Here is a 12,185-nt window from a genome sequence, read left to right as displayed (position 1 = left end):
ATCACTCCTGGGGGATGAAGGTCGCCACCGTGATGTCTTCGTAGAGGGCGGAGAGGGGCGGCTGCTCGCTCTGCTCGGCGAACTCGATCGCCTCTTCCACCTCCGCCTTCACGTCCTGGCGCATCTTCTCGATGGCCTCGTCGTCGATCCACCCGCGCTGCTTGAGGATGTTCTCGTAGACGACGATCGGGTCGTTCTTGACGGCGTTATCCAGCTCGTCCCGGTGGCGATACTTGCCCGGGTCGCTGATCGAGTGCCCCTTGTAGCGATAGGTCTGGGCCTCGATGAACGTCGGCCCCTCGCCGGCGCGGGCCCTGGCGGCGGCCTCGCGGGTGGTCTTGGCCATCAGCTCGATGTCGTTGCCGTTGATCGTGAACCCGGGGATGCCGTACGCGGTCGCCCCCCGGAGCCGCAGGTCCAGCACGGCCGTGGAACGCTCCAGCGAGGTCCCCATGGCGTACATGTTGTTCTCGACGACGTAGATGACCGGCAGCTTCCAGAGCGCGGCCATGTTCAGGGCCTCGTGGACCGAGCCCTGGTTGATGGCGCCGTCGCCGAAGTAGCAGATGCAGACCCGGTCCTCGCCGCGGTACTTCATGGCGAAGGCCACGCCGGCCGCCAGGGCGATGTGGCTGCCGACGATGGCGTGGCCGCCCAGGAAGCCCTTCTCCGCGTCGAAGAAGTGCATCGAGCCCCCCTTGCCCTTGGAGCAGCCCGTCGCCTTCCCCAGGAGCTCGGCCATCCCCTCCCGGGCCGACATCCCCCGCGCCAGGGCATGGCCGTGGTCGCGGTAGGCCGTGATGACGTAGTCGTCCTCGCGGAGGACCCCGATCGACCCCACCGCCACCGGCTCCTGGCCGCTATACTGGTGGAAGAAGCCGCCGATCTTGTTCCCCTTCTGATAGAGCATCTCCGCCCGTTCCTCGAACCGGCGGATCAGCAGCATCTGCCGGAGCCAGACCTGGGCCTGGGTCCGGTTGACGATCGGTTTCGCTTCCGTCTGCGCTTGCGCCATGAGAACTCGTCTCCAGGTGGAGGGGGTGCTCGAACGACGGGGCTCGTCGTCGATCCCGGCCGTCTCGGATTCTTGCGATGAGCCTGAGCCGGTCGAGGGAGGACGGGGAGAAGCTCCCTCGACACGATGGGCGGCCGTGGGGGCGGGCCGACTCATGCGATCCTCAGCCCGGAGAGGTCCCGCGATTCCGGAGATCCACCCGCCCCAGGCGTGCCATAGACCGATTGTCTTTGCGATGGGGTATTTTATACCAAAGCCCAGGCCGGCGAACAGGATGCTTTTCAACCGGAATCGAAGCCCACTCACGGCCTCCTCCGTCGAACCGGCCTTCAAAGCCGCCCCAGGGCAAAGATCGAAGCCACGACGACCAGCGTGATCAACGCGTAAATCCAAATAAACAATTGAGTTCCGACGCCCACCAGGGCGTGCCCCGGCTCTCCGAGACGATACCGATGGACGATTGACTCGCAGGCATGGAACCTAGCCTTAAGGAACCAGCCCGCGACACCGCAGTCCCGGCAATGGAATCGGAAGAGCGGCAGGGACACGGCCAGCAGACCGACCGCGGCCACGAAGAGCGGCAGGTTGCGAGTCTCCAGCGCATGCCGAATGAGTAACCCGGCAACCACGCAACCGAGGATTGACAGCAGCGGATCGACCACCAGCCGCTGATGCACGCGGAGATGCTCCGCGGGGATCGTCGCCGGCGCGCGGCGGGGGAAATCCAGGTCGGGGTCGTGCAGCGGAGCTGATCCGGCGTCCACTCTCAAGCGAGGCTCCATTCGGGGAGGCGACGTCGCGGCCTATCCATCCTTCGCCCCCGTCTCGCTCCTATTCTAGGATCGATGCCGACGGAGAAAAGACGCGCCTGCCGACCGTTCCCGACCAGCCTCTCCAGAAATCGGGAATAATCCGCCAGGCTCAAGGCACTACCGGTCGGATTTCTCGAAAGGGGCCGGAGCCATGTCCGACGAGACGGCGGGGGAGATTACACCGGGGCCTTTACCCACCCTCTTCAGCATCGGCAGGGTGGGCGACCGGTCCGATGCGCAGCTCGTGGAACTCTACCTCACCGGCGGCAAGGAGGCCCGAGAGTTTGGTTTCGCGACTCTGGTTGAACGGCACGGGCCGATGGTCCTGCGGCTTTGTCGCCAGATCCTCAACGACCCGGATGACGCCGACGATGCTTTTCAGGCCACGTTCCTGGTCCTGGCCCGCAGCTCCGATGCGGTCCGCAAGCGCGACTCACTGGCGAGTTGGTTGCACGGGGTCGCCCTCCGCGTCTCGCACCGGGCGCGGGCCGACGCCGCCCGCCGACGCTTCCACGAACGGAATCGAGCCCAGCGAGCGACCCGGAATTTGACCAGGATCGACGACAACAAGGTCCCGGAGATCGGAGAGGCGCTCCACCACCACGAGTTGGAGTGCCTGCCCCGGAGATTCCGCGAGCCGGTCGTGCTCTGCCACCTCCAGGGCCTCAGCACGGAGGCCGCGGCCCGGCGGCTGGGCTGCCCCCTGGGCACGATCCTCTCCCGGCTCGCACGGGGACGGGCGCGGCTCCGGCAGGGGTTGAACCGTCGCGGACTGGCCATGTCGGCCGGGCTACTCGCGATTGATGAAACGGCCCGCCCCGCCCTGACCGCCGTGCCTCCAACCCTGGCGCGAGCCGTCATCCGATCGGCGATCGCCACGTCACTCGGGCAGCAGGAGGCCTCTCTCATCCCCGCGAACGTCGCCCTTTGGACCTCGGGAGTTCGCCGCGCCATGATCCAGACCAGCCTGAAGTCGTCCGCCATGACGATGATCGCCGCGGCCCTGCTCACCAACGGAGTCCTGGTCCTGCTCGCTTCCTCGGCAGCATCAGGGCCGCAGACGCCCGCGAATCCCACCCCCGAGCCCGCCGGGGCGCCTGCCCCGAAGAAGCTCGACACCTACCCGGCTCTTCGGGAAAGGTCCGCGGTGCGGAAGGACCTGACGTGGTCCCCCGTCCCGCCCGCCGAGAGTATCCGCGTGCTTGAGATGCTGATCGCGAAAACGAAGGCCAACCGCGACGCCATCCGGACGTGGAAAGGAGCCTACGTTTTCCAGGCCAGCTCGCTTCTGAAAGGAACCAGCATCCCCCCCGCGCTGATGGTCCGGCTCAAATCCGTCCCCGTGCTCTCCGAGTCCGATTTCAAGGTCGACTTCGCGGTCGACACCGCGGCTAAGAGCACCTATCAGGACAAGGAAACCACCCGTTCCCAGTTCCGGGTCGCCAGCTCCGGGGAGCCGATCGAGTTCATGAACGTCGCGATCGGCGACCTCCGCTCGATCGTGACGCCCTCGCAGATCTTGGTCTTCGACGTCAGCGCCCAGGACCGACCCATCACCCCGGTGCCACCTCGCCTCCCGAAGCGCAAACCGCGTTGGGCGACAAAGTTCGCGCCTGAGGAACGGCATCGCGTCGCCGATTCCGACCCCGCCAACGTCTTTACGATCGGCGGGCCCGTCATGGCCTGGGACGAGCTGGAGGACTATGCTTCAGCCCTGAAAGGCCAGCGCGGATCGGGACGAGCTGCGGAAATGGCTCGCCAGTTGACCCTCAGTCAGGCAGAGTCTCCGAGCGGCTCATGGTACTGGGTCCAGGTGCGCGTGGACGGACCGAACGGAGGAAAGAGCGGCTACCTCACGTCCGTCTGGAGTCCGGAGGCGGGCTACAATCCGGTCATCCGGTTCTTCTCATGGGACCGCCCCGACGGTCCGCCCGGGAGCATCACCCAGTGGACCTGGAAGCCGGTTGATGGCGTCTACATACCCGCCTCCTATCGCTTCGCGTCGATCAATCCGGATGGGACGGTGGCGGACCGGAAGACGGCGACGCTCGATCGTTGCGAGCTGAATCACCCGCTCGGAGCCAACCCATTCGACTACGAGGCCCTTGGCCTGGGAGACGGCGACATCGTCCTGGACTCGACCACCCAGCGTTACTACGTTCTCAATCACGGCGAGCTCATGGACCCTTATGGGCCGGCCATCCCTTGATGAGCCCGAGTTCCGGCGCGGACTCCCTCCACCACCGCGCGGTATCATCGGGCATCACGAGGGCCCGCCACCCGTCCCGAGCCGAGCTGATGGCCAAACGACCGTCGCTGGAAGAACGCCTCGCGGAAATCCGCCTCCTTCGCAACCGTGAGCCATCGCCGGAGCTCACCGCGAGCCTGAAGACGGCGATCGCGGACCGCTCCAACCTGATTGCCGCGACGGCCGCGGAGATCGCCGGCGAACGCGGGCTGGCGGAACTGGCCGCGCCCTTGGAAGCGGCCTTCGCCCGATTCCTCGTCGATCCGGTCCGGACCGATAAGCTCTGCCGGGCCAAGCTTGCGATCGTTAAGGCGCTCGACGGCATGGAGCACGACGCGGAGGAGACCTTCCGCAAGTCCGCAACCCACGTCCAACAAGAGCCCGTCTGGGGCGGGACCGAGGACACGGCCGCCCCGCTCCGCGCCGCGGCTCTCCTGGCCCTCACGCGGGTCAACCCGCTGGACCTCATGACGATCCTGGTCGAGGCCCTGGTCGACCCCGAGAAGGAGGTCCGCGGTGCGGCCGCTCAGGCCCTGGGTGCCGTCGGTTCCCAGGCCGCGGCGCTGCTGCTTCGATTGAAGATCCGACTCGGCGACCGCGAGCCCGAAGTGCTCTCCGATTGCCTCTCCGGGATGCTCGCCGCCGACTTGCCCGCGGGCCTCGAGCTCGCCCGCGAACGGCTCCGCTCGAACGACGTCCCCACCGGCGAGGCCGCCGCCATGGCGCTCGCTCGATCGCGGCGGCCCGAGGCGTTCGACGCCCTCCGGGAATGCTGGGAGCGGCCCATCCTCCCCCTGCCCCTCAAGGAAGCCGTGCTCCTCGCCATGGGGATGCTCCGGCTCCCCGCGCCGACCGATTTCCTCCTCCGGGTCGTGGCCGAGGAACCGCCCCAGGTCGCGAGCCTGGCGCTGGCGGCCCTCAAGATTCAGGCCCACGACTCACGCCTGCGAGACCGACTCGCGGAAATCATGGCCGAGCGCAAGTCGCCCGAGCTGACATCCAGGTTCGCGCGCGATTTTCCCGGCTGACTCTCGGACATCTCCTCAATGTCCGTAGACCCTCACGTAATCGACGTACATGTCCGCGATGCCGTTGTAGCGCGAGAGATCCACGGGCCAGCCGCCGCCGGTGGCCAGGTTGATCAGGAAGAAATGCGGGTTCGCCTTGCTCACCGGGAACGTGGGATGGCGACCGACCTCGACGTCGTCGCAGTAGTAGATCGTGTCCGTCTCGGTGATCTTGCAGCCGTAGATGTGGAAGGTCTCGAACCAGGCGGACCTGATTCCGAACTTCCCCATCTTGATCGGATTAAGGAGGCCCTCGAAGGCTTTCTTCTCCATGGCCTTCCCTTCCTCACCCTGGTTCCAGCAATGAGGGGTGACCATGTAGGAGTCGAAGGCGTTGGGGGAGCCGTGGCCCTCGCCGCCGTAGGCTTCCAGGATGTCGAGCTCGTCGACCGGGGCCTTGTCTCCACCCTTGGTCTTGGAGTCGGTCATGTAGTCGGTCATCAGCCAGAAGGCAGGCCAGGTGCCGGTGGCGTTGGGGCCGATCAGGCGAGCCTCGAAGTAGCAGGGGACGCGAGCCTTGATGCCGCTGCCGTCGTTCTTGATCGAGGAGAGCAGGCCCGAGGCGTGGGTGCGGTCGTCGGCCCGGATCCTCAAGTAGTCGTCCACCTGGTGGAACGGGTTCTTCGGGGATTGGAAGTCGGAGAAGACGTGGACGCTGAAGTCCTGGGAGCCGTTGGGGGGCTTGTGGTCGTAGTAGGTGGCCTTCGTGTCGGTCCCGGAGATCGAGAGCTTGCCGCGGAAGTCGTCCGCGAAGATGAGCCGCATCCCCTCCGCCGCCGGCGGCGGTGCCGTCGGAATCCCCTCGCGCCAGGAGATGCCCCCCCTGTTGTAGAGCTGAAGGTAGCAGTTGTCCTTCAGCGAGCCGGCCTCGCCGTGGATCCGCACCGTGATCGGGCCGTGGGGGTATTCATCGGCCGGGAAGAGGAACGAGCCGCCCCCGTCCCCGTCCAACCGGATCGTGGCGACGGCCGAATCGCTCCCCGGCCCGGGGCCCCCCTTCCAGCACCGGGCGGTCAGGTTCGCGAAACCCGGCGCGGACACGACGATCTTCGTGTCCCCCTTCACGTCCGATCCATACCCGGGCGAGATGACCGCAACCTTGCTGCCGAGCGTCTCCGCCTCGCCCCGGTCCGAGTCCGCGCTCAGCGTGTCGAAACGAAGGATTCCCTCGGCGGCCGATGCCTTCTCCCCCGTCTTCGGCTGGCCGACGGTGAACGTGACGCCCGTGATCGGGTAGTCGAGCTTGCCGTCCTTGTCGCCGCCCCACGTCTCGTGCCCCTCGTCGATGGGGACGACGACCTCCCGCCAGCCGCGGAAGTCGAGGATCCCACCCTGCCCGGTGTTCCCGCTGTACTGGTGCGTCTCGCCGTGGGCGTCGGTCACCTGGACGCCGTAGGAGCAACCGGACGAGTCGCCGTGGATCAGGTAGCGGAGTCGATGGATCGGGGCCAGGATCTCGACCTTGTTCGGGATCCCGAGATACTGGAAGCCGCCCGACGCCACGAACTTGTAGCGCAGCTCCAGGCAGGACTTCCCGTCGTGAGGATTCTCCCCGGTCAACCGGACCGAGGCATTCTCATTCGGGATGTTGACGACCCACACCGATCGCGGCGTGCGGGGGTTCTCGAAGTCCTCGACCACGACGGGTATCGAACCCGACTGCGTTTCGGCCCAGGCGGCGAGCATGAAGACCAACATCCGGAGCATGGAAAGCCCTCTCTTTCGAGGACCATTTCAGCACGGCCGGAGTGACGATTCAACGCTCGGCCATGAATCCGGGCCGAGGGGCCGTCGCGCTCGCATCGAGTCAAGCGCGGCGGCCCGCCCGCGTGCCTCAGTACTGGTCGGCGCTGATGACCTCGCCGCCGCTGATCGTGGACAGGGCCTGATAGACGCCGTTCTGCGTCCCGGTGGCGGTCGTCCAGCAGTAGCAGCTCGACGAATCCGGGTTCACCCCCTTCGGGTAGCCGGTGGACTGGTCGAGCGGCCAGCTATTGATCGAGTCCTTGAGGAACCGGACCGACCCATCCGCGAAGGCGAAGTTCGCGCCTCCGGGATGGAAGCTCGAGGCGGACCCGGTATAGGTGTCCGAGTAGCCGTGGTACTTGTCGAAGGCCACGTTCTGGACCTTGTTGAACGGGTTGATCGGGAACATGGTGGAGAAGAGGGTATCGCCGGTGTTCCCGGACGTCCACCAGTTCCAGCTCGTCTGGTCGTCGGGGCTGTACTTCCCGTGGGCATGCTCGCCGAAGAGGAGCGTGTTGCTGGTCCCGTCGGTGACCGAGGCCAGCCGCGCGGGCTTCCGGCTGTAGCCGGAGATCGTGCCCGAAGGCGTGGTCTCCGGGTTGGCGTAGCCGATGTAGAGGACCGTCCCGTTCTGCTGGTTCGCCGCCGTGGTGAACTGGGATTGCGTCAGGTCATACCGCGGCGAGAGGAACCACGTCCCCGTGCAGCCGGCGTAGCTGGTGTAGTACATCTTGAGGGGGACCGCCTCGAGCGCCGCGCCGTCGGCGGCGCTGTACTGGTGGGCCTCGCTGATCGTCCCGTCGCTCGGGCACCAGAGGCTGGAGACGCCGATCCCGGAGATCGTGGTGTTGGCGGCGTCGTACATGTTGAGGTTGAAGTTCACGTTGTTGTAGATGATCCCCTGCTCGAAGAAGCCGGAGATGTTCACGAACACGCTCCCCGACGTGTAGGGGTAGCCGGATCCGTCGTTGCCGCGCTGGCGGATCACCCCCATGGGGAAGGTCTCGTTGGAGCTGACGTAGTTGTGCACGGCGAGGCCGAGCTGCTTGAGATTGTTGGTGCACTGGGCGCGGCGAGCGGCCTCGCGCGCGGACTGGACCGCCGGGAGCAGGAGCGCGATGAGCACGGCGATGATGGCGATGACCACGAGCAATTCGATGAGCGTGAAGCCGGAGCGGGTACGACGGGAATTCATGAGATCGCCTCCGAAAAACCTGGGACGAAGGACTCGACGGTGACGCAAGGGACTTGAACGGGCCCTCCCGGGGCGAGATCAGCGAAGCTTGGCACTCTTCGCGAAGATCTTCTCCTCGGCCTTGCTGGCCTTCTCGATGCGATCCGCGGCCTTGGGGTCGGCGGGTTTGGCCGCCTCGGCCTGCTCCCCGCGGCCGACCTTGTAGGTCTCTTCCTGGCAGCCGCCCGCCGAGCCGCACGCGACGACCATGGCGAGGGCGGATCGCAACCGGATCGATCGATTGCCCGACGTGAACATGGAGCATCCTCCGGCATGCCTGGGACGCGCCGCCGGCGAGGCGCGCACGACGATCGCAGGCCCCCGATGAGGCGGCGTCCTGGCATAAGATTATTTAGACATCGAGATTCAAGAGGCGGACTCCGATCCCGGATCGAGAGGGGACCGGCGCGACATCGGACGACACGCACGCCGCGAAGCGGCGAGTCCACCGAGAGATCGTGCAAGCCTGGGCGATCGGGACGGGAGGGCCTTGGAACGGACGACAATCGCGGGCCGCGAAGAATTCAGGTCATCGCACCGGAAGGGGCGGAGACGACAAGAAAGGAGAGGTCATCGTCACTTCCCGGACCATCGGTGGAATACCAAGTAATGGCGGTGGATCCTTCTTGTCAAGCACGTAGCAAGAATAAGCAATGATCCGCCGTCCAACAAGCGTCGCTTCCGGTCACGTTCTCATTCACTCGATCGAGGGGGTCCCGAGGAGCGACCGGAGCGCCGGGCGGAGTCGGGCGAACGCCCGCGAGCGGTGGCTGAGCTGGTGCTTGACCAGGGGGCTGAGCTCGCCGAAGGTCCTGTGGTACTCGGGGATCAAGAAGAGGGGATCGTAGCCGAATCCGCCGGGCCCGCGGAGCTCGCGGACGATCCGCCCGCGGCAGGCCGCCTCGGCCTCGAGGCGGATCGTCCCGCCGGGGTCGGCCACGGCCAGGGCGCAGCGGAAGGCCGCGCCGCGACGGTCGTCCGGGACGTCGCCCAGGGACTCCAGGAGCTTCCGGTTGTTGGCCGCGTCGTCGCAGGGCTCCCCGGCGAAGCGAGCCGACAGGACACCGGGCCCCCCCTCGAGCGCATCGACGGCCAGGCCCGAGTCGTCCGCGAGGACCCAGAGGCCGAGGGCCGCGGCCGTTTCCGAGGCCTTCTTCCGGGCATTGCCGCCGAACGTGTCCGCGGACTCGTCCACCTCGGGGGCCTGTGGGTAGTCATCGAGCGAGCGGATCTCGAGGCGACCGAGGACGCCCGCGGGCTCCCAGGCCGGCCGGATCAGATCCGCCATCTCCGCGCACTTCTTGCGATTCCGCGAGCCGAGGACGAGGATCAGCGGCGAGGCGTCTGCTTGGCTCATGGGCGTATCGTGGTGTCCGGCGGCGCGGGTGGAGAATGAACGCGGCCGTCTCCCGCCGGGGTCAACCCGCGGGGACGGCCTGTCATTGTCGCCGAGAACGTCCAACGCGGGAAGGGCTCCGCGCCGCCGCGGTAATCGATCAGCCCTCGAGGGACTTCCGGATCTGATCCACGTCGGTCAGGACGCCCGCCGGCACGATCAGCTTGTCCATGCCGCCCGTCGACCGCTTCTCGTTCAGGATCGGGACCGCCAACTTCAATAGCTCGTCGCGGACGTCCACCGCCTGGGGGTCCATCTGCTGCTGGAAGGCGCCGATGAAGACCCGGCTGGACGTCCGGTCATGGTAGACGAAGACGGGCTGACGCAGCTTCTGGATGTCGGGATCCTTCGCCAGCTTGTCGGCGAGCTGCTCCGCGTCATCGTGAGCCGTGGCCAGAGGGCTCTTGTTGAGCGGGTTCTTGAACCACTCGTCCTTGAACGACTTGTCGTTGATGTTGAAGGTCGAGCGGCCGGAGAACTGGGCAACCTGGAGCGTGTAATGGCCGGGGCAGTTGGCCACGCTCCGCGGGCCTCTGTTCATCTTCACCACGAGCTCGTCGTGCTTGTGCTGGTAGAGGTGCTGGGCCGGGACGTAGGGATTTGTCGTCCGGATCGCCGTGCTCAGCCCTTCCCGCCAGGTGTAGAACTTGGGCATGGAATTGAGGCAGTCGGGCTTGATTTTCTTCACCTGATGCAAGAGCGCGACGGAGTCCTTCTCGGTCTTCATGTTGCCGACGAGGACCGCGGCCTCGTCGTAGGTCCGGTACTTCTCCGGCGACTTCACGTTGGCCTGCACGACGGCGGGGTCGGCGGTCGGAGGGATGCCCCGGATGTTGCTCTTGCCGGGGAAATCCTTGGTGCGGAGCACATACGCGGGCAGGTTGTGCCGCATCTTCAGTTCTTTCGCCAACGCCAAGGCCATCCGCTCCGAGTCCGGCCCCCGGAACGTCTTGGCGAGGACCATGAACGGGCCCGCTTCCTTCGTGAGGAGCCAGGGCTCGATCGGGTCGTCCGGGAGCGGGACGGCATGAGCCTTGAGTTCGTCTTCCTTGGCCGGCTCGGGGAGCATCGAGGCGTTGGGGAAGATGTGTCCCTGCGCCACGTCCGCGGCCCGAGGGGCCGGACCGGCGGGACTGCCCGGCTGGGCCCACGCGGGAGTTGCCGCCATCGTGCCGAGGACGGCGAGAGCTGCGATCGGCTTGTTCATGGACGATCCCCTTCCTTGACGGATCATCGACCTCGGGACGGGTTCAACCGCGGCGGACCACCGCGTCCCATCGGGGTCCTCGCCGACGCCGGGCTCCCGGCCGTCCAGTTCCTGAAACGGCCATGGAGACGGCCCGGCAAGGTTCGGGCGGAACTTTAGCAGAACTCCTCGACCTTGCCCAGATCGTTTGCGAGCCGGAGGAAATCCCGCGCCTTCATCGACTTGCATCGATCAGTGGGCGAACAGAAACGGGCCGGCCCGCGATCGACGAGCGTGCTCATCGATCCCGAGCTGGCCCGATATACCCCCGCGATCTCGCTTCGGCCCCGCGGGTGGCCTCATACCGTGGAAGCGCCGCCGAAAATCCTGGCGCCGGCGATCACGGCCACGATGAAGAGGACCGCGAAGATCAGGGCGAAGAACTTGGCGAAGTTGGCGGACACATCGCTCAGCCCGTAGAAGCCCAGGGCCGCGGCGATCATGGCGATGACCGCGAACAGGATAGCCAGGCGCAACATGATCGTTGTCTCCGAATGACAGAGGCCGGAGCGCCCATCAAATCAAACTCTGTATATACAAGACCGGCCGGGCCACGCTGGAAGCTTCGGGGTAGGAATCAAGGGCCCGACCGGCCTGTCCGGGGGAGAAGGGTGGTTGATCGAGAGGCCGAGTCGGGGGAGCCGACCCGGCCGGGCGCTACCGCTCAACTCCAGAAGCGATTCCGGGCCGGCTGATGCTGGTAGCCCACGGTGCCCCCCATGAGCAAGCCGGCCACCAGTCCGACGCCGAAGGCCACCGCGACCCAGCCGACCGGGTTTCGTCCCACGTAGTCGCGAGCCTGGTTGTAACCTTCGCGAGCCTGCTCCGAGATGTCCCCGTAGTGGTCGCGGAGCCGGTGGGACATGTCCTGGGCGTAAGACCCGACCTGCTCCACCGCCTTGGAGACGGTCGATGACCCCTTGCTGGTCAGGTGATCGATGAACTTCTCGATGTTCTCGCGGGTATCGCCCGTCCGCTGCTGGATGCGGCCGACCAGTTGATCGATGTTGCCATTCCCCCAGTGGAGGTCGTCGTCAGTGAGCTGGCCCCACTGCTTCTTGATCTCGCCCTTCAATTGATTCCACTGCCCCTGAAGGCCCTGCACGTTGATCGCCATGGTCTCGTCTCCTCGGCAGGAGGTGCACGCGAGCCGATGGGCTCGGCGCCCCTCATGCGGCGTCCTGGCGCGATCAACACGATTGATCGCGTTCACCAGAGATGAACATGCCTCCGATCATCCGATGCCCCGCCGCGATCCGATTCGCGACTCTCCTGCTCGGGCGGCGGATGCCGGCGGAACGGGATATTGATAAAGCAAGAGCCGTGCCAGAGGGCGAAAATCGAGGGCCGCCCCGAAGATCGATTCCGCGGCGGACTCCCCCCCGCGAGGCGAACGCCGACCGGAACGGATTTCGGATCCT

Annotated in this window: 11 protein-coding genes; 2 read left to right on the top strand and 9 right to left on the bottom strand. The window is 66.3% G+C overall.

Going from position 1 to position 12,185, the window contains the following annotated elements; translation table 11 throughout:
• Position 1 precedes the first annotated feature (1 nt).
• Both pdhA and G6O54_RS01625 read right to left on the bottom strand, forming a co-directional pair.
• A complete protein-coding gene (gene pdhA, locus G6O54_RS01630; protein WP_165219494.1) occupies positions 2-1,015 on the bottom strand; it encodes a pyruvate dehydrogenase (acetyl-transferring) E1 component subunit alpha in 1,014 nt (337 codons plus the stop codon).
• Between the two features lie 329 nt (positions 1,016-1,344).
• Complete coding sequence (locus tag G6O54_RS01625) at positions 1,345-1,785, bottom strand: hypothetical protein (RefSeq protein ID WP_165219492.1); 441 nt, start codon at positions 1,783-1,785, stop codon at positions 1,345-1,347.
• A gap of 193 nt (positions 1,786-1,978) precedes the next feature.
• Between G6O54_RS01625 and G6O54_RS01620 the strand changes: the two genes are divergently transcribed.
• Positions 1,979-4,036, top strand: coding sequence for an RNA polymerase sigma factor (locus G6O54_RS01620; protein ID WP_165219490.1), 2,058 nt, complete (start codon positions 1,979-1,981; stop codon positions 4,034-4,036).
• An 89-nt stretch (positions 4,037-4,125) separates the two neighbouring features.
• Positions 4,126-5,103 (top strand): HEAT repeat domain-containing protein, encoded by a 978-nt coding sequence (locus G6O54_RS01615; RefSeq protein WP_165219488.1) that lies wholly within the window; start codon positions 4,126-4,128, stop codon positions 5,101-5,103.
• Between the two features lie 15 nt (positions 5,104-5,118).
• On the opposite strand, the gene G6O54_RS01610 is transcribed toward G6O54_RS01615, so the two are convergent.
• From G6O54_RS01610 to G6O54_RS01580, 7 genes are all read right to left on the bottom strand, one after another.
• Positions 5,119-6,849, bottom strand: a complete 1,731-nt coding sequence (locus G6O54_RS01610) for a family 16 glycosylhydrolase (protein ID WP_165219486.1) — start codon at positions 6,847-6,849, stop codon at positions 5,119-5,121.
• 127 nt (positions 6,850-6,976) lie between these two features.
• Positions 6,977-8,083: a DUF1559 domain-containing protein gene (locus tag G6O54_RS01605; RefSeq protein ID WP_165219484.1), complete on the bottom strand. Its 1,107-nt coding sequence runs from the start codon at positions 8,081-8,083 to the stop codon at positions 6,977-6,979.
• 78 nt (positions 8,084-8,161) lie between these two features.
• Positions 8,162-8,380: a hypothetical protein gene (locus tag G6O54_RS01600; RefSeq protein WP_165219482.1), complete on the bottom strand. Its 219-nt coding sequence runs from the start codon at positions 8,378-8,380 to the stop codon at positions 8,162-8,164.
• Between the two features lie 439 nt (positions 8,381-8,819).
• A complete protein-coding gene (locus G6O54_RS01595) occupies positions 8,820-9,479 on the bottom strand; it encodes a non-canonical purine NTP pyrophosphatase (RefSeq protein ID WP_165219480.1) in 660 nt (219 codons plus the stop codon).
• A 139-nt stretch (positions 9,480-9,618) separates the two neighbouring features.
• On the bottom strand, positions 9,619-10,725 hold the full coding sequence (locus G6O54_RS01590) for a hypothetical protein (RefSeq protein ID WP_165219478.1): 1,107 nt from the start codon (positions 10,723-10,725) through the stop codon (positions 9,619-9,621).
• Positions 10,726-11,063: 338 nt separating this feature from the next.
• Complete coding sequence (locus G6O54_RS01585) at positions 11,064-11,243, bottom strand: DUF1328 domain-containing protein (RefSeq protein ID WP_165219476.1); 180 nt, start codon at positions 11,241-11,243, stop codon at positions 11,064-11,066.
• Between the two features lie 185 nt (positions 11,244-11,428).
• Positions 11,429-11,881, bottom strand: coding sequence for a CsbD family protein (locus G6O54_RS01580; RefSeq protein WP_165219475.1), 453 nt, complete (start codon positions 11,879-11,881; stop codon positions 11,429-11,431).
• Positions 11,882-12,185 lie beyond the last annotated feature (304 nt).

It is taken from the genome of Aquisphaera insulae (assembly GCF_011064615.1).
Lineage (GTDB): Bacteria > Planctomycetota > Planctomycetia > Isosphaerales > Isosphaeraceae > Aquisphaera > Aquisphaera insulae.
This window is presented reverse-complemented; position numbering and strand designations above follow the sequence as displayed.